The organism is Sphingomonas sp. SORGH_AS_0870 (genome assembly GCF_031453175.1).
GTDB lineage: Bacteria > Pseudomonadota > Alphaproteobacteria > Sphingomonadales > Sphingomonadaceae > Sphingomonas.
On the sequence record NZ_JAVIYW010000002.1, the window covers coordinates 3,990,455 to 4,008,007 of the forward strand.

General features: G+C 66.2%; 12 protein-coding genes and 1 tRNA gene. 5 read left to right on the top strand and 8 right to left on the bottom strand.

What is annotated here, in order from left to right:
* Nucleotides 1-187 precede the first annotated feature (187 nt).
* Nucleotides 188-781: a hypothetical protein gene (locus tag QE363_RS18520; RefSeq protein ID WP_307100946.1), complete on the bottom strand. Its 594-nt coding sequence runs from the start codon at nt 779-781 to the stop codon at nt 188-190.
* An 11-nt stretch (nt 782-792) separates the two neighbouring features.
* Complete coding sequence (locus tag QE363_RS18525; protein WP_307100948.1) at nt 793-1,968, bottom strand: zinc-dependent alcohol dehydrogenase; 1,176 nt, start codon at nt 1,966-1,968, stop codon at nt 793-795.
* A gap of 136 nt (nt 1,969-2,104) precedes the next feature.
* Between QE363_RS18525 and QE363_RS18530 the strand changes: the two genes are divergently transcribed.
* Nucleotides 2,105-3,592, top strand: coding sequence for a PAS domain-containing protein (locus QE363_RS18530; RefSeq protein ID WP_309697655.1), 1,488 nt, complete (start codon nt 2,105-2,107; stop codon nt 3,590-3,592).
* Here QE363_RS18530 and QE363_RS18535 read toward each other — a convergent pair.
* Nucleotides 3,589-6,015 carry an ABC transporter permease gene (locus QE363_RS18535; protein WP_309697657.1) on the bottom strand — a complete coding sequence of 809 codons (2,427 nt, stop codon included), beginning with the start codon at nt 6,013-6,015 and terminating at the stop codon, nt 3,589-3,591. The genes QE363_RS18530 and QE363_RS18535 overlap by 4 nt on opposite strands.
* Nucleotides 6,016-6,030: 15 nt before the next feature.
* Nucleotides 6,031-6,708: an ABC transporter ATP-binding protein gene (locus QE363_RS18540; protein WP_309697659.1), complete on the bottom strand. Its 678-nt coding sequence runs from the start codon at nt 6,706-6,708 to the stop codon at nt 6,031-6,033.
* A 30-nt stretch (nt 6,709-6,738) separates the two neighbouring features.
* Between QE363_RS18540 and QE363_RS18545 the strand changes: the two genes are divergently transcribed.
* From QE363_RS18545 to QE363_RS18555, 3 genes are all read left to right on the top strand, one after another.
* Complete coding sequence (locus QE363_RS18545) at nt 6,739-6,879, top strand: hypothetical protein (protein ID WP_309697661.1); 141 nt, start codon at nt 6,739-6,741, stop codon at nt 6,877-6,879.
* 250 nt (nt 6,880-7,129) lie between these two features.
* Nucleotides 7,130-8,320, top strand: a complete 1,191-nt coding sequence (nhaA, locus tag QE363_RS18550) for a Na+/H+ antiporter NhaA (protein WP_309697663.1) — start codon at nt 7,130-7,132, stop codon at nt 8,318-8,320.
* 68 nt (nt 8,321-8,388) lie between these two features.
* The gene (locus QE363_RS18555) at nt 8,389-8,589 is read left to right on the top strand and encodes a DUF3606 domain-containing protein (RefSeq protein ID WP_309697665.1); all 201 of its coding nucleotides are present in this window, start codon (nt 8,389-8,391) and stop codon (nt 8,587-8,589) included.
* A gap of 27 nt (nt 8,590-8,616) precedes the next feature.
* Here QE363_RS18555 and QE363_RS18560 read toward each other — a convergent pair whose 3' ends face one another.
* The 3 genes from QE363_RS18560 to QE363_RS18570 form a co-directional block, all read right to left on the bottom strand.
* Nucleotides 8,617-10,362: a methyl-accepting chemotaxis protein gene (locus QE363_RS18560; protein WP_309697667.1), complete on the bottom strand. Its 1,746-nt coding sequence runs from the start codon at nt 10,360-10,362 to the stop codon at nt 8,617-8,619.
* A 441-nt stretch (nt 10,363-10,803) separates the two neighbouring features.
* The gene (locus QE363_RS18565; RefSeq protein ID WP_309697669.1) at nt 10,804-13,503 is read right to left on the bottom strand and encodes a TonB-dependent receptor; all 2,700 of its coding nucleotides are present in this window, start codon (nt 13,501-13,503) and stop codon (nt 10,804-10,806) included.
* A 699-nt stretch (nt 13,504-14,202) separates the two neighbouring features.
* Nucleotides 14,203-14,293, bottom strand: a tRNA-Ser gene (locus QE363_RS18570).
* A 96-nt stretch (nt 14,294-14,389) separates the two neighbouring features.
* Here QE363_RS18570 and QE363_RS18575 point away from each other — a divergent pair.
* Nucleotides 14,390-15,259, top strand: coding sequence for a peptidylprolyl isomerase (locus tag QE363_RS18575; protein ID WP_309697670.1), 870 nt, complete (start codon nt 14,390-14,392; stop codon nt 15,257-15,259).
* A gap of 169 nt (nt 15,260-15,428) precedes the next feature.
* Here the strand turns inward: QE363_RS18575 and acs are convergent, their stop codons facing one another.
* A complete protein-coding gene (acs, locus tag QE363_RS18580; RefSeq protein WP_309697672.1) occupies nt 15,429-17,381 on the bottom strand; it encodes an acetate--CoA ligase in 1,953 nt (650 codons plus the stop codon).
* Nucleotides 17,382-17,553: the final 172 nt, after the last annotated feature.

A 17,553-nucleotide genomic window follows, 5' to 3' on the forward strand; every position in this document is an offset into this window, starting at 1 on the left:
TCGAGACGCGGGTCGATGTGGCCATGCCCCCTGTCGAGGCAAGGCCCGCACCCATGACGCCGATCCCAGCCCGCTTCATCCCCCGCGCCCCTTGGTCGAGGGATCAGTCTACCCCGATGATGCGGGCTGTAAAGACGATTTGTCTGACCAATTCAGCACCGACATGGTGCCGCTTCGGTTTCGGGGGTCAGGCCTGGGACGGCAGCAACGGCACCGCATCGGCCACGCTGCCTTCAGCGCGATAGTCGGGGGGAATGTCGAAGTCCTTGCGGGCCAGCCCGCGCGAGGCTTCACGCCCCTTGGGCAGTCCCGACCGGTCGGAATAGTCCCGACCGGCACCGGGTTCGCGCCGATGGGCGGCCTTCACGCCCTTCAACGCCGCGATGTCGAGCAGCGTGATCCCCGCGACCAAGGCGGTCGCGATCGCGGCGTTGCGCCATTTGGGGTTGTCGCGGTGCAGCCCGGTCGCCAGCGTGCCCAGATCGAGCGCGTCGCCCGCGATCCGCGCGGCCAGCCCGACCGGCTTGTCGATCGACAGCGTCGGGACGGCGCTCGCCAGTTCGCGGGCACCATAAGCGCGGATCAGCCCTTCCTTGTCCTCGAGCCCCAGCGTGCGGGCCAGGCGGCCGGGGGCGACCAATTCGGCGATGCCCAGTCCGACCGAGAACCAGCCGAGCGCGCGCGCCAGCCGGTCGGCACCCGACAGCGAACTCGGCCCTTTATGCTCGACGCGCGGGTCGCCCTCCGAACGAGCGATGCCGGTGATGTTGGTGAGTGGCATGACGCCCTCCTTCAGGGTTGGAGCATGACCTTGACGCACCCGTCCGCCTTGTCGCGGAAGGTGGCGTACATTTCGGGTCCCTTGGACAGATCGACCTTGTGGGTGATGACGAAGGAGGGATCGATCTGCCCGTCCTCGATCCGGCGGAGCAGGTCGCCCGTCCAGCGCGGGACATGCGCCTGCGCCATGCGAAAGGTCAGCCCCTTGTTCATCGCCTGACCCATCGGGATCTTGTCGACCAGCCCCAGATAGACGCCGATGATCGAGATGACGCCGCCGGGGCGACAGACATAGATCATCTCGCGCAGCACATGCGGGCGGTCATTCTCCGCCATCAGCATCTGCTTGGCGCGGTCGAGCACGGTGTCGGGCTGGGCGAAATGGACATGGCTTTCGGTGCCGACCGCGTCGATGCACTTTTCAGGCCCCTTGCCGTCGGTGAGTTCGTTCAGCCGCTCGACGACGCTCTCCTGCTCGAAGTCGATCGTGATCGCGCCCGCCGCCGCCGCCATCGACAGGCGTTCGGGCAGCCGGTCGATCGCGACCACCTGTTCGGCGCCCAGCAGGATCGCCGCGCGGATCGCCATCTGGCCGACCGGGCCACAGCCCCAGATGGCGACCGTATCGCCGGGCTGGATGTCCGCCTGCACCGCCGCCTGCCAGCCGGTCGGCAGGATATCGGACAGGAACAGCAGCTTCTCGTCGTCGATGCCGTCCGGCACCTTGATGTGCGTGGTATCGGCAAAGGGCACGCGCAGATATTCGGCCTGCCCGCCGGGATAGCCGCCGGTCAGGTGGGTATAGCCGAACAGACCCGCCGTCGCATGGCCGAACGCCTTGTCGCCCAATTCCTTCTTGCGGTTCGTCCGTTCGCAGACCGAGAAGTTGCCGCGACGGCACTGGTCGCACTCGCCGCACTGGATGGTGAAGGGGATGACGACGCGGTCGCCCTTCTTCAACGTTCCCCCGGCGGCGCTGCCGACCTCGACGACTTCGCCCATCGTCTCGTGCCCCATGATGTCGCCGGGCAGCATCGCGGGCACCAGATTGTGAAAGAGATGCAGGTCCGACCCGCAGATCGCACAACTCGTAACCTTGATTATGGCGTCGCGCGGATGTTCGATCGCAGGGTCGGACACCGTGTCGTACCGGATGTCCTCCTTGCCGTGCCAGACCAGGGCCTTCATGCCGCTCTCCTCGATTGCGTGGGGCAGAGTTATGGACGGCAAGGCGCCAGGCCCATCCGGGCGATCCCTAGGGAACCTTACCCGGTCGCGGACGCTTGCCGGTGGTGACCGGCAAAGCCTGAGGAGAGCCGGCCCGATGGACGAAGTTTCGCACGACACGTCCATCCGGAACGCGGTGTTCCGCCGGGGGCCCGAGGCGGCGTTGCACAGGGGCGAGGCGCGCCTGCGCGCCGCGACCGAGCTGGTCGGCATCGGCATCTATGCCTGGGACCCGCGCACCGGCGCGCTCGAATGGGACGCACGGCTCTGCGCGATGTGGGGCATCCCGCCCGGCACCCCGATCAATGAGGAACTGTTCGAAGCGGGCATCCATCCCGACGACCGGGAACGGGTCCGCGCGGCGATCGCGGCCTGTGTCGATCCGTCAGGCGATGGGCGCTACAGGATCGAATATCGCGTCATCGGTCGCGACGATGGCATCGTCCGCCACATCGCGACATCGGGCCGGACGACATTCGCCCATGGCCATCCGATCGCCTTCATCGGCGCGGCGATCGACATGACCGAGCAGCGCCATGCCGAAGCCGCGATCCGCGCCAGCGAGGCGCAGTTCAGCAGCTTTGCCGCGCATAGCAGCAACCTCCTCTGGATCGCCGACCCGCGGACCGGGGACATACTCTATCGAAGCGCCGCCTTCGATCGAATCTGGGGCATCCCACGCGACGGCGCCTCGCCTTCGATCGCGTGCTGGCTGGACGATGTGCATCCCGATGACCGGGTACAGGTCGAACATGCCCTGGCCAGCGTCATGGCCGGGGACGTCACCCAATATGCGTATCGCATCGTCCGCCCCGGCGACGGGGCCGTCCGCCGCCTGCGCGACACCAGCTTTCCCATTCCCGATGCGCAGGGCGCGATCACCCGCATCGGCGGCATCGCGGAGGATTTGACGCAGGAGGATAGCGGCCAGGTCTATATCGTCAGCCCCAGGACGACCGAGGCCCGTCGCCTCGCGGCGCTGGTGCGGGCGATGGGGTATCGCGCGCGCCTGTTCGAGAGCGCGGCGGCATTCCTCGACATCGCCGCCGTCCTGGCGCCCGGCTGCGTGCTGGTCGACCTGCGCCATGCCAAGCCCGAAGGGTTGTCGGTCGCCCGTGAGCTCAAGGCCCGGTCGATCGCCTTGCCGAGCATCGTGCTGGACGGGGCGGGCACGAACCTGATGTCCGCCGTCGCCGCGATGAAGGCGGGCGCGACCGACTATATCGTCGCGCAGGACGACACGGCGCTGCACCCCGGCCTGTCGAACGCGATCGCCGACTGCCTGGCGGCGGTCCGCCCCGTCTCCCGCGACGAGACCGCCAGCGCGCGCATCGCCCGCCTGACCCCGCGCGAGCGCGAGGTGCTGCTGGGGCTGGTCAGGGGCAATACCAACAAGCTGCTCGGCAAGAAGCTGGGCATCAGCCCGCGCACCGTCGAGCTGCACCGCGCCCAGGTCATGAACCGGCTGGACGCGGGCAATCTGGCCGAACTCATCCAGATCGCGCTGGCGGCGGGGGTCGCTCCGCCCGGCGAGGGCCATGCGACCCGCAGGCCGGTCCCGACCCCGCCGGGGCCGGACGCCTAGTCATGACGAAGCGCCCAGGCCGGCTCCATTCGGCTGGCGCGGACGGCCTGCCCCGCCACCGTCAGCACCGCGATGCCGAGCGCCAGCGCGGTCGCACCGAGGAAATGAAGCGGTGACAGCGCGATCCGGTCGTCAAATCCCGCCAGCCATGTCCGCATCGCCACGAACGCCAGCGGCCATGCAATCAGATTGGCCAGCAGCACCGGCCGCAGGAACTGCCCGACCAGCAGCCGCATGATGTCGACCGAGGATGCGCCCAGCGTCTTCCTGATGCCGATCTCCTTCACCCGCCGCTGCGTGTTGAACGAAGCGAGCCCCCACAGGCCGACGCAGCCGATCAGGACCGCCAGGCCCGCGCCGATGCCGAACAGACGCGTGGCGCGATCGTCGTCGTCATAGAAATTCTGGAGCAGCCGGTCGCCGGTATCCGCGCGGAAGGGCGCTTCGGGGGCGATCCGGATCCAGGCCGCGCGGACGGCCTCCTTCACCGCGCGCGGGTCGCCTGTGAAACGCATCGTCGCGACGGGATAGGGCACGATACCATGGGCATAGGTGTAATAGACCGGCGTTGCGGGCAGGCGCGGCGAGAAGAAGCGCAGATCCTCGACGACACCGACGATGGTCATCGGCCGAGGCTCCACCACCCTCCTGCCGATCGCCTCGGCGGGCGTGCGGAACCCCAGCGCGGCGGCGGCCGTGCGCGAGATCACGATGTTGCCGGGCACGCCCTTTTCCCTGTTCTGCCGGTCGTCCATCCGGTGCGCGTCGTCCAGCAATCGCCCGGCGATCGGCCGGACCCCGAACAGCCGGAAGAAGTCGGACCCGACATGGATGTGGCGGACCGCCGGTCCCGGAGCGGGGCGACCGGGCAGCAGGAGATTGTCGCCATTATTGTTGCCGACATTGCCGACCCCGGTGTCCGACGTCGTCACCATCGACACCCCCGGCACGGTCCGGAACGCCGCGATCAACGCCGGCTGCTTGGCCTGGTCCACATAGCCGAGCCAGGGCGCGACGAGCAGCCCTTCGCGCCGAAAGCCCAGATCGGCGTTACGGACATGGCGGGTCTGCGCCACGAGGACCGCCGTGCCGATCAGGAAGGCGATCACCACCGCGAACTGCGCCATCACCAGCGCCTCGCGCACCCTCGCCCCCGCGCGCCCGCCGCCCGGCGTACGGGCCGAGGCCAGCACCGCCGCCGCAGGAAAGCGCGACAGCAACATCGCCGGGTAGCAGCCGGCCAGAACCCCGATGCCGATCGCCAGCACCAGCAGCACCGGGACGATCACGGCATAGGGCATGGTCAGCGACAGTCCACCGGCGGCATTGATCATCGGCAGGCCGATTTCCGCCAGCATCAACCCCAACAGCGCCGCCAGCGCGGCGGCGAGCACCGCCTCGCCCATGAACTGGCGGATCAGCATGCCACGGCTCGCGCCCAGCACCTTGCGCATCGCCACTTCGCGGGCGCGCAGGCCCGCCCGTGCGCTTGCCAGATTCACATAGTTGACGATCGCGATGAAGAGGGTCAGCACCCCGACCACCCCCAGCGTGGCGATGGTCATCTTCCGAGTCGCGCTCGCCTGGCCGGCGGGTTGCAGATGCGCCTTGACCAGCGGAAGAAGCGGCAGCGCCATCCGCGTCGCCGCATCCTTCCCCAGATCGCGGGCACCGCGGCGGGCCACGAACCCCGGCATCTTCCGCTCGAAGGCCCTTGCCGCATCCTCGTCGGGGAAACGCAGATAGGTCTTGAGCGAGGTGCTGCCCCAATGGTCCCACCAGTCGCCCAGATCGGTGGTGGGCAGGCGGGCGAGGATGGAGAATTTGAAGTCGCTGGTCCTCGGCAGATCCTCGAACACGCCCGTCACGCGGTAAGGGGCGACTTTGTCGAGGGAGAGCGTCATCGTCTGCCCGATCGGATCGGCATCGCCGAAATATTTCCTGGCCGCCGATCGACTGAGGATGACACTGGTCGGATCGGCCAGCGCCGACGCCTTGTCACCCGCCACCCATGGCAGGTCGAACACGCGCAGGAAGCTCGCATCCACCTGGCCGATATCGTCGAAGGTCGCGACACCGTTGCGCACGACGCTTCCGCCGTCCTTGCCGTCCATATCGGTGCCGCCCATGAACCGCGTGCCGATAATGCCGGGCAAATCCTGGCGCAGCGCGTCGAGCAGGCCGCCCATGGTGTACGGATAGGTGCCGGTGAACGGACCGTCCGCGCGTTTCCACTCGGTCTGGACGAGATAGACCTGGTCATGGTGCGGCAGCCACCGCTCGAAACTGGTCTCGAACCGCACATAGAGCGCCAGGACGAAGAAGACCGCGATCCCGACCGCCAGCCCACCGATATTGAGCGCGGCATAGAGCGGGTGGCGGGTGAGCGAGCGGTAGAGCGAGGTGAGCGCAAGGCCGTTCATCGGGTCTGCTCCTTTTCAGATCGCGCGCATGGCGCTGGCGACGATGCGGCCGTCGAGCATGTCGATGCGGCGCTTGGCGAGGTCGGCATGGCTGGGCGAGTGGGTGACCATCACGATGGTCGCGCCCGCATCGTTCAGGCCGGTCAGGATGTTCATCACCTGCTCGCCATTGGCGGTGTCGAGATTGCCGGTCGGTTCGTCCGCCAGGATCAGCTTGGGGTCGCCGACGATCGCGCGGGCGATGGCGGCGCGCTGCTGCTGGCCGCCCGACAGCTGGTGGGGAAAGTGGCGCGCGCGGTGGGCGATGCCGACCTTGTCCATCGCCGCCGCCACCCGGCCGCGACGATCCCCCGCATCACTGCGGTAGGCTAGGCCGAGCGCGACATTCTCCTCGATGGTCAGTTCGTCGATCAGGTTGAAGCTCTGGAAGACGAAGCCCAGCGTCTCGGCGCGGAACTTCGCCAGTTCCTTTTCGTCCATCGCCGCCAGATCGCGGTCGCCGAACAGGTATCGCCCACCCGTCGGCCGGTCGACCGTGCCCAACGTGTTGAGCAAGGTCGACTTGCCGCAGCCCGAAGGCCCCATGATGGCCAGGAACTCGCCCGCCGCGACATGCAGGTCGATATCGTGCAGCGCGGTCGTCTCCACCTCGTCGGAGACATAGCGGCGCTGAATGTTCTGAAGACGGATCACGGATAGCGTCCCTGTCACCGGATGTTGAGGATGTCGCCCCTCGCGGGCGATGGGGTGCTGGTGACGATGCCCGCGTTGGCGGTGGGTGGTGCGCTGCGTCGCGCGGGTGGGCGGTTCATCGTCATGGACCGAGCGTCACTGTCCAAGGCGGAAAAGGCCAATGCCCTGTGATAAGACGTTTTTCGGGGCGGCGGCCACGCCATGGCGAACCGGCCTTGAACATTATGACCGGAACCGGACAGTCGCATGCCGTGTCAACCGGCCCGAAGCCTCCCGGCGACAAGCCCATACACACATGCGTTGCCCCGCCCGTCCGCCAATGCGATAGGGGCCGTGGGTGTCTGGGGTCGGTGCGCCGTCCCGGACAGGGTGTCGCGTTGGTCGGGCCGCCAGCGAGGCCGACCCGCGTCAGGAACACGACATGACGAACCCCGACCGCCCCCGCCCCAACATCATCCGGCGCTTCCTTGGCGCGCCCTCCTCCGCCGGGCTCGTCCTGATCGCGGCGGCCATCGGGGCGCTTGCCCTCGCCAACTCGCCGATCGGACCGGGCTATGCGACGATGCTGCATGCCCGGCTTGGCCCGCTCTCGCTGGAGCAATGGGTCAACGATGGCCTGATGACCCTGTTCTTCCTGCTCGTCGGGCTGGAGATCAAGGGCGAGATGCTGGAGGGCGAGCTTTCGACATGGCCGCGGCGCATCCTGCCCGGAATCGCGGCGGCGGGCGGGATGATCGTTCCCGCGCTGATCTATCTTGCCTTCAATCGCGGCCCGACCGCGGCCGGATGGGCGATACCCATGGCGACCGACATCGCCTTTGCGCTGGGCGTCACCGCTTTGCTGGGTCGGCGGGTGCCCGCCTCGCTGCGCATCTTCCTGGCGGCGCTGGCGATCATCGACGATCTGGGCGCGGTGCTGATCATCGCCCTGTTCTACACGACCCATCTGTCCCTGCCCGACCTCGCCGGAGCGGGCGTCGCGCTGGTCGCGTTGATCGGCCTCAACCGGCTCGGCGTCCGGCGCCTTTCGCCCTATATGCTGATCGGGCTGGTCCTTTGGGGGCTGATGCTGCGTTCGGGCATCCATGCGACGCTGGCCGGGGTGATGCTGGCCTTCACCATTCCGATGGATCGCACGGCCGGCCGATCCGACGGGCATGGGAATGGGGGCGGCACCAGTCCGCTCCGCACGCTCGAACACCGGCTGGATCGGCCGGTCGCCTTTCTCGTCGTGCCGGTCTTCGCGCTGGCGAATGCGGCGGTCCCGGTGCTGGGGTTGCCGCCCGGCGCGCTGGCCGCGCCGGTCACGCTCGGCGTCGCGGCCGGGCTGTTGATCGGCAAGATCATGGGCGTCTTCGGCTTTGCGACCATCGCGGTCCGCCTCGGGCTGGCGGCCATGCCCGCAGGGGCGGGCAGGCTCCAGATGCTGGGCATGGCCTGTCTGTGCGGGATCGGGTTCACGATGAGCATCTTCATCACGCTGCTCGCCTTCCCGGACAGCCCTTTGCTCCAGGCGGAGGCGAAGATCGGCGTGCTGGCGGGATCGCTGGCGGCCGGGATGTTGGGTTATGCGATCCTGCGCCGGGCCGGTAGCGCGCCCGCTATCGGCTGATCCCCGGAGGCGGGCGAGGGAGCGATCACGGCGCCGATACGTTGCGCTCCTGACCATAGGAGAGCATCATGCCCGACGATAAAACCAAGCAAGGTCAACAGGATCGAAGCCGCGTTGCCGGTGGCGAGACCTATGAAGTCGCCTATTTCGCCTCGAAGCACGGGCTGACGCAGGAACAGGCCCGCGATCTGATCACCCGCATCGGCAATGACCGCGCCAAGCTGGATGCCGCCGCCGAGGCGATGAAGGGCCGGAAGGACGCCCGGTAGAGGACCGCCCCCAGGGGCGATCCGCTCCTATCCGACAGCCGCGCGCCGATAGCGATGATCGTCGAGGCTGGCGACCGGGTTGGAGCTGCGCCCCAGCGTCCGCGCGATCGAAAAGCGCGCCATCTGGCGGGACAGCTCGTCGGCCTCGCCCGCCAGGCTCCGCGCCGCCGCCGTCGCCTCTTCGACCATGGCGGCGTTCTGCTGCGTCACCATGTCCATCTGGCCGACCGCCAGATTGACCTGTTGCAGCCCGGTGCTCTGATTTTCCGCCGAGACGGCGATATCGTTGATCAGCTGATTGATCTCCGCGATGCGCGTCACGATCCGGCCGAGCGCCTTGCCGGTCTCGTTGACCAGCGCCACGCCCGCCTCCACCTGTTCGGCGGAGACCGAGATGCGCGCCTTCACGTCCTTGGCGGCGTCGGCGGACCGCTGGGCGAGCGCGCGGACCTCGGACGCGACGACGGCAAAGCCCTTGCCCGCATCCCCGGCGCGCGCGGCCTCGACCCCGGCGTTCAGCGCCAGCAAATTGGTCTGGAAGGCGATGCCGTCGATCACCGAAATGATGTCGGAGATTTCGGTCGAGGCCCGCTCGATCCCGTTCATGGCGGTCACCGCATCCTCCATGATCCGGCCCGAATGCTGCACCTCGTCCTTGGCCTGGCCCACCATCTGCCGGGCCAGCCCCGCCTGTTCGGCGGTCTTGCGGACGGTCACGGTGATCTCGTCCATCGCGGCGGCGGTTTCCTCCAGGCTGGCGGCCTGTTGTTCGGTGCGCTGCGACAGATCGTCCGAGGCCTGGCGAATGTCCGATGCGCCGTTGATGATGCCGCCGGTCGAGACCGAAACCTGCGCCATCGCACTTTGAAGCGCATCCGCGGCGCGATTGAAGTCGCGCTTGATCGTGGCGAACGGCCCCTGGAGATCGCTGTCTAGGCGGGACAGCAGATCGCCTTCCGCCAGTCGGGACAAAGCGGCGCCCACGCTGTCGACGATCAGGATGGTCTGCGCCGTCTTGGCCTCGTCAGCAGCCAGCAGCTGTCCGCGCAGATTGTTGAGCGCCTCGGCCAGCCGCCCGACTTCGTCGCGGCGATCCTCGGCGATCGTCGTGACCGCCATATTCCCGCTCGCCAGCGCGGTCAGGCCGGTGGTGACCGCGTTCACCGGACGGGCGATCTGCCGGACCAGCAGGACCAGGATGGCGATCGCCAGCATGAGGCTGAGCAGCATCCCGCCAAAGATGGCCTTGGAAATCGTACCGAACGCCGCCTCCTGCGACGCCTGTCGCTGGGCCAGCAACAGGTTTTCCGCGCCTATCACCGCGCCAGCCTGACCCCGCAGCTGGTCCATCAGCGCCTTGCCCTTGCCCCCCGCCGCGCTCGCGCGGGCCTCGGCCTGCGTTGCGGCGGCGTTCATCAGCGCGATATTGGGTTCGGCCACCGAACCGCGCCAACGCTGCGCCAGCGCGCCGATCTTGGTCAGGCGGCCCTGCTGTTCGGGATTGTCGGCGGTCAGTCGCCGCGCCTCGGCCATCGCCCGAGCGAAGTCGGCCGCGCCATGGACATAGGGGGCCAGGAAATGTCGGTCGGCCGTCAGCAGATAGCCGCGAAGCCCCGTCTCCTGATTGACCATCGCCTCGACAAGTTTGTTCGAGGCGATGATGACCTTGTACGTATGCTCATTGATGTTCGTCGTCTCGCGCACCTGGTTTTTCTTGGCGTAGATGACGAGGTTCGTCGTTACCGTCAGCGCCAGAATAATGCCCAGACACAAGGTAAGTTTTCTTACCATCGAAAGGTTATCAAAAAAGCGCATATACTCAGTTCCGGTAATGGGTCGCCTCATGCACAGGCCTGGCAATCGGCGACAAGCTCACTGGGACTTGGCCTGTTCCAGGCACGGGCATTGCGAATATCGCCCGACATCCGCGCCCATAGCCATCCAGCCCTCACACACGAGCGCCAATAAATCCGGCCCCTTAACAAATCATAACCCCTCCCGCAGATGCGGAGGGAAAATTACGCCCATATTTTAAAATTGATTCTCGATTTTCTGGGAACCAATTTCGACTTCAAGCATTACTCGCGATCTTCATTCAATATCCACGCTGTTTCCGACAAATAGCACGGACGCTATGCTTTGCATGATGCGAAGACGTCGCGACCGATATTAAGGCGAGCCGACCCGTAGACGGCCCACCTTCCCTGGATATGCTCAGAACCTCGACGAAACGGACAAGTAGAAGGAACGACCGTAGAAGCTCGTTTCCTGCCAGATCGCCGGATTGTTGTTGTAATAGGCCTGTTCGCGGCTGTTGTTCAGGTTGATGATGCCCGCCGCGAAGCTGAGCGTCTCGTTCGGCGTATAGCCTGCACTCAGGTCGAACTGGGTTCGCCCGCGCACCGTATGCCCCTCGGTCGCGAAGAAGCTGTCGGCGCCGTTCTGGACATAGGAACTGCGATAATTGGCCGACAGGCGCAGGCTGAAATGCCGGTTTTCCCAATAGGGCGTGACGTTGACCGTATCCTTGGACAGGTTGCGCACGGTGAAGCCTGTTCCGATCGCGACACGGGTCGGGATGACGCGGGTATAATTGGCCATGAAGCCGAACCCGTCGACCGGCAGGATGGGATCGAGCGACTGATTCCAGCTGACCTCCACGCCACGAATGCGGATGACGCGCGGGTCGTTCGACGTCTGGGTGACGTTGTAGATATTGCCCGAGCCGTCGACGCAATCGCCGCTGCTCGCCCGGTTGAGCGCCGTGCCGCGGAACGATGCGGGGCAGACCAGCGACGAGAAGGTGCCGTTCTTCACCCATTTGTAGAAGCCGTTGACCGACAGCGCACTGGCCGCGCCATAATACCATTCGGCGCCCAGATCGATCTGATCGGCGGTCAGCGGCTTCAGCCCCGCCTGGCCCAGATCGACGGTGACGGTGTTGGTGCCCGCCGGGAAGGTGTTGGCCACCGATGACGTCGTCTGCGCCATCGAGGTGTTGGCGTCGAGGATCGGACGGACCAGGACCTTGGCGGCGGCGAAGCGGAGTTGCAGCTTGGCGGTCGGCTCCAGCACGAGGTTCAGGCTGGGCAGGACATTCTGATAGTCCTGACGCGCCGCATAGTCGCCGATCTTGGTGGCGACATTGGTGTAGGAGCCGGTGCGCGGTGCGGTGACATTGCCCTTCACCACCTGCAACGTATGCTCGTAGCGCACCCCCAGATTGCCACGCAGCGGCATGGCGAAGACCATGGTGTCGATATTCGCCATCGCATAGGCCGCCGGGATATAGCGGTCGACGGTATAGCTCGACTCCGGCGCGGGCAGGTCGGGGACGCTGATCCCGGCACCGGCCAGGGCCTGTCGATAGGCGCCGATGTCAGGCGCGATCCAGGTGGTGGGAATACCGCTTACGCCGTTCAGGAAGCCGCCCACCGCATAGCTGCTGGTCGACAGGGCGGGAAAGACGCTCGCGGTCGCCGAGGGACGGTTGGCGAGCGAGGCCAGATCGTGGCGACCGACATCGCGCACGAAGCTCTCATGCCGATATTTCGCACCGACCGCGAATTGCGAAATCGGCCCCAGCGAAACATCCCTGGTGATGTCGCCCTGACCCGATATTTCCTTGCCCGTGGTATTGCGCGTCGCCCCGACCGGAAACTCGTTCCGGACCAAGCTCGACCGGGTGTAGAGCGACGGATCGTCCAGATTGGCCGCGACGTTGAACTTGACCTTGTACGGGTCGCTGATGTCGAGCGTCGCCGACGGGATGGTGATGCCCAGGATCGCCGCATCCTCGCGCGAATAGGCATGCCCCCGCGTATAGTTGCCGACGGCACGCGCGGTCCAGCCATCCTCGCCCTTCCACCGGGCGCTGAGCGTATAGCCCTGGCTCGACAGTTTGCGCGTCTCCTCCTGCCGGTTGTTCTCCATGGTGAAATTGGTCGCGGTGGTTACCATGGACGCGGTGTTGGCGACGCTGACCGGGGTCAGCCGCGCGGTGTTGAACAGGAACACCTGCTGGTTGACGTCGTAACGCGTGTCGTCGCGCGCATAGATGGCGGTGGCGTCGACCTCCCACTGGTCGTTCGGCCGCCATTGCACGCCGCCGCTGCCCATGATCTGGTCGATCGAACGGTCGATCCGGCGATAGCGCGGACGACGCGGCACGGCGATCGTCGCGCCGCCCACGTTCTGCGTCGCCCAGCGGTCCTGAAAGAGATAGTCGGCGCGGTCCTTCAGCTTCTGATAGCCGAGGTTCAGATAGACGCCCAGCGTCCCGCCGAGAAACTGGTCGACATAGCTGACCCCGAATTTCGGGGTGACGGCGCGGCCCGCATAGGCCGAGCTCTGCGCCTTGGCCGACACCACGATCTTGTGGGTCGCATAGTCGAGCGGCCTGACCGTATTGATGTTGACGGTGCCCGACAGTCCTCCGCTATCCATGTCGGCGGTCGGCGACTTGATGACCTGCACCGCATTGGCGAGTTCGGTCTGGATGATGTCGTACCGAAAGCCGTCGGTGAAATCGGCGCTTTTGAAGGTCTGGCCGTTGATCGTCGTCAGCGCATATTGCGGGCCCAGCCCCCGGATGCTGATCGTGGCGCCCCGCCCGTTGATATTCTGCATCTGCACGCCCGAGATGCGCTGGATCGACTCGGTGATGTTCTGCGCGGGGAATTTGCCGATATCCTCCGCGGAGATGCCGTCGCTGACCCGGATATCCTTGCGCTTGGCGGCAAGGGCGGATGCGATGCTCTGGCGATAGCCCGTGACGACGACATCGCCTTGCGCCGTATCGGCCGCATCTTCCGACCCCGCCTGGGCCGGACCGGCAGACGCCATGGTCTGCGCCATGACGGGCATGGCTCCGGCCGCCATCACCAGCCAGGTTGCCGTATGAAACAATGCCATCCGTCGCAAACGTCGTTCGTCGATACGCCGAAACCGAGTCATGATCTTCCCCCCTCGCCGCCCGGCTGCGACAAGATGCAGCCGGCTTTGCCAAAAAAACGGCAGGGTCTTCGTCGTCCGCAGACAAGGACCAGCATCGGTCGTGACGGCCATGCCGCGCACGAGCATCTTCACCCGATCCTATGCTGCGCTGAAATGCGAAGCCCCTATATCGACCATCGACACGCCCCCAGCCGGATTTGGCCGGTCTGTTCGGCATGAACGATCGATCGAATATGTCTTCCTGCGGAGGGATATTGTTATCTTATAGTTCCAATGCTGACCTATATTGGTAATGTCTGTCAACGCAAAACATGGACTGCAGGCCGGGATATGCTCTCGCCCAAAAGGTCGAACATTATCTTACGGTGTCAATAACTTGATCCGTCTTGCGACGCCTTTCCACCGCGCCTAGCCAATACTTGCGAGTGATTTTCAGGAAAAAGCTACCGTGCTGCCGGTTCATGGTCAGGACCAATGGATGGATCGGTCGTCCGGTGCGGAAATCAGCGAGGCGATTGGTGGGAAAAGATCGAGCGACTCGCACAAGAGACGGCATGATCGTCTGACTGCGCGCCCCCTGCCGCCAGGCACGGCCATCACTCGTGTGATCCGACGACACAAACTGCCTCGGATTTTCAGAGCTTTGCTGGAAGGTAATGGCGGAGCGGGAGGGATTCGAACCCTCGATACGGTTTTGCCGTATACTCACTTTCCAGGCGAGCGCCTTCGACCACTCGGCCACCGCTCCGCATGAGTTCATGCCTGGAACACGCGCCCCTAATGCGCTTCGCGGCGGCGCGCAAGCGATTGCGTGGGGCGGCGGGCTCGTGCAGTCTTTGCGGCGATGACGATCGCACTCTTTCTGGCCGCGCTGCTGGCGCAGGCTTCGCCCTCTCCCGCTCCCCCCGCGACGCAGGCCAGCGATCCGCTGCCCGGCGACTGGATCGCCGTGCCCGACGACGAGGTGCTGATCTTCACCCTGTCGAACGGGCGGACGGTGACGGTGCGGCTCGCCGCCGGGCAGGCGCCGGTGCATGTCGCCAATATCCGCGCACTGGCGCGGGCGCATTGGTGGGATGCGGGGACCAGCGTCTATCGCGTGCAGGAAAATTATGTCGCCCAATGGGGCGATGCGACCGAGAAGAAGCCGCTGCCCCCCGGCATCGTCGCCAATCCCCCGGCCGAATATGTCCGCGCGGGCAACAGCGCGGTCGCGCGGCTGAGCCGGCCCGATCCCTATGCCGCCTGGGCGGGCTATAGCCGCGATGGCTGGCCGCTGGCGGGGGATGCGGCGTCGGAGTGGATCCCGCATTGCTATGGCATGGTCGGTGTCGCGCGCGATCTGGCGCCCAGCACCGGCACCGGGGCCGAGCTCTACACGATCATCGGCCACTCGCCGCGCGGGCTGGACCGCAATATCGCGGTGGCGGGGCGGGTGATCGACGGGATGGAGGCGCTGTCCACCCTGCCGCGCGGGACGGGCGATCTGGGCTTCTACAAGGACGAGGCCCAGCGCCTGCCGATCGTGTCGGCCCGGCTGGCGAGCGAACTGCCCGCCGCCCAGCGGCCGCATTACCAGTATCGCGAGACGGCTTCGCCTCGCTTTGCCGCCTGGATCAAGGGGCGGGAGAATCGGAAGAACGACTTCTTCACCGTGCCCGCAGGGGGCGTGGATATCTGCGCGGCCTTGCCGCCGGTTCGGAAGGCGCCTTGATCGGTTTGGGTTGAGGGGGTGGGCGTGGCCTTCGACTTCGCTCAGGCTGAACGGAGCGGAGGACAAGGACTTCCACAACCTCCGTTCAGCCTGAGCGAAGTCGAAGGCCACGTTGCAAAGCGCAACGGGCAAAACGGGGCCGCTTACCGGGAAGCGGCCCCATCCGGCATCACGCCGCCTTCTTCCCCGGTTCGATCCGATGGGCGACGAGGTGGTCGACCACCGCCGGATCGGCCAGCGTCGAGGTGTCGCCCAGCGCATCGACCTGATTCTCGGCGATCTTGCGCAGGATGCGGCGCATGATCTTGCCCGAACGGGTCTTGGGCAGAGCGGGCGCGAATTGCAGCGCGTCGGGGGTGGCGATCGGGCCGATCTCGCGGCGGACCCACTGGACCAGCTCGGCACGCAGCGCCTCGTCCTCCTCGACGCCCGCGTTCAGCGTGACGAAGGCGTAGATGCCCTGCCCCTTCACGTCGTGCGGCATGCCGACCACCGCCGCCTCGGCGACCTTGGCGTGCGCGACCAGCGCGGACTCGACCTCGGCGGTGCCCATGCGGTGGCCCGAGACGTTGATGACGTCATCGACCCGGCCGGTGATCCAGTAATAGCCGTCCTCGTCGCGGCGGCATCCGTCGCCGGTGAAATATTTGCCGGGATAGGTGGTGAAATAGGTCTGGAAGAAACGATCGTGATCGCCCCAGACGGTGCGCATCTGGCCGGGCCAGCTGTCGGCGATGACCAGATTGCCCTCGACCGCGCCGTCCAGCACCTTGCCCTCGGCATCGACGATCTGCGGCAGGATACCGGGCAGCGGCAGGGTGGCCGAGCCGGGCTTGAGCGCCACGGCGCCGGGGATCGGCGCGATCATGTGGCCGCCGGTCTCGGTCTGCCACCAAGTGTCGACGATCGGGCAGCGCCCCTCGCCCACGACATGATAATACCATTCCCAGGCTTCCGGGTTGATCGGCTCGCCGACCGAGCCCAGCACGCGCAAGGACGAGCGGTCGGTCTTCTTCACCCAGCCATCGCCCTCGCGCATCAGCGCGCGCAGCGCGGTCGGCGCGGCATAGAAGGTCGCGACCTGATATTTGTCGACGATCTGCCAGAAGCGGCTGAAATCGGGATAATTGGGCACGCCCTCATACATCAGGGTCGTCGCACCGTTGGCGAGCGCGCCATAGACGACATAGCTGTGCCCGGTGACCCAGCCGACATCGGCCGCGCACCAGAAGATCTCACCCTCGCGATAATCGAACACATGCTGATGGGTATAGGACGCCCAGAGCAGATAGCCGCCGCTGCTGTGCAGCACGCCCTTGGGCTTGCCGGTCGAACCGCTGGTGTAGAGGATGAACAACGGGTCCTCGGCCCCCATCGCCTCGGGCGGGCAGTCGGTCGCGGCGGCGTCGACCAGATCGCCGTACCAAAGGTCGCGGCCGTCCTTCATCGTCACATCGGTACCGCTGTGGCGGACGACGACGACATGGTCGACCGCGACGCCGTCATGATCGAGCGCGGCGTCGACATTGGCCTTGAGCGGCACCGACTTGCCCCCGCGACAGCCGCCGTCCGCGGTAATGACGATGCGCGAATCGCAATCGACGATCCGGTTGGCGAGGCTTTCGGGCGAGAAGCCGCCGAACACGATCGAGTGGATCGCCCCGATCCGCGCGCAGGCGAGCATGGCGAACGCCGCCTCGGGGATCATCGGCAGATAGATGGTGACCCGGTCGCCCCTGGCCACGCCCAGATCCTTCAGCGCATTGGCGAGGCGGCAGACCTGTTCATGGAGTTCGCGATAGGTGATGCGGCGATCGGTGCCGGGCGTGTCGCCTTCCCACAGGATCGCGACCTGATCGGCGCGGGTGGCGAGGTGGCGGTCGATGCAATTGGCCGCGACGTTCAGCTGGCCGTCGGCGAACCAGTTGATGCGGAAATCGGCCTCGTCGAAACTGGTGTCCTTCACCGTCGCGAACGGCACGATCCAGTCGAGCCGCCTGGCCTGTTCGCCCCAATAGCCGTCGGGATCGCGCCGCGCCGCGTCATAGGCGGCGCGATAGGCGTCGGCATCCATCGACGCGCTGTCGGCCCATTCCGGCACCGGATGAAGATGTGCGGTCATGCCTGTCTCTCCTATTTTGACCGATCTTTAGCAGTCGAACATGGCAGATGCCTATCGGGTCCATGACAAAGTATGGCACGGCGGCGACGCGGCCCGATACCGGATCGCCCCCGGCTTTCGTGGCCAAGCGTAATCGGCGCCGCGACCGAAAAACAAGGGGGTCGGCAAATGC

What these genes read in the sequence shown, in the direction of transcription:
- QE363_RS18520 (WP_307100946.1), bottom strand. Translation starts at nt 781, where the DNA reads ATGCCACTCACCAACATCACCGGCATCGCTCGTTCGGAGGGCGACCCG.
- QE363_RS18525 (WP_307100948.1), bottom strand. Translation starts at nt 1,968, where the DNA reads ATGAAGGCCCTGGTCTGGCACGGCAAGGAGGACATCCGGTACGACACG.
- QE363_RS18530 (WP_309697655.1), top strand. Translation starts at nt 2,105, where the DNA reads ATGGACGAAGTTTCGCACGACACGTCCATCCGGAACGCGGTGTTCCGC.
- QE363_RS18535 (WP_309697657.1), bottom strand. Translation starts at nt 6,015, where the DNA reads ATGAACGGCCTTGCGCTCACCTCGCTCTACCGCTCGCTCACCCGCCAC.
- QE363_RS18545 (WP_309697661.1), top strand. Translation starts at nt 6,739, where the DNA reads ATGTCGCCCCTCGCGGGCGATGGGGTGCTGGTGACGATGCCCGCGTTG.
- nhaA (WP_309697663.1), top strand. Translation starts at nt 7,130, where the DNA reads ATGACGAACCCCGACCGCCCCCGCCCCAACATCATCCGGCGCTTCCTT.
- QE363_RS18555 (WP_309697665.1), top strand. Translation starts at nt 8,389, where the DNA reads ATGCCCGACGATAAAACCAAGCAAGGTCAACAGGATCGAAGCCGCGTT.
- QE363_RS18565 (WP_309697669.1), bottom strand. Translation starts at nt 13,503, where the DNA reads ATGGCATTGTTTCATACGGCAACCTGGCTGGTGATGGCGGCCGGAGCC.
- QE363_RS18575 (WP_309697670.1), top strand. Translation starts at nt 14,390, where the DNA reads ATGACGATCGCACTCTTTCTGGCCGCGCTGCTGGCGCAGGCTTCGCCC.
- acs (WP_309697672.1), bottom strand. Translation starts at nt 17,381, where the DNA reads ATGACCGCACATCTTCATCCGGTGCCGGAATGGGCCGACAGCGCGTCG.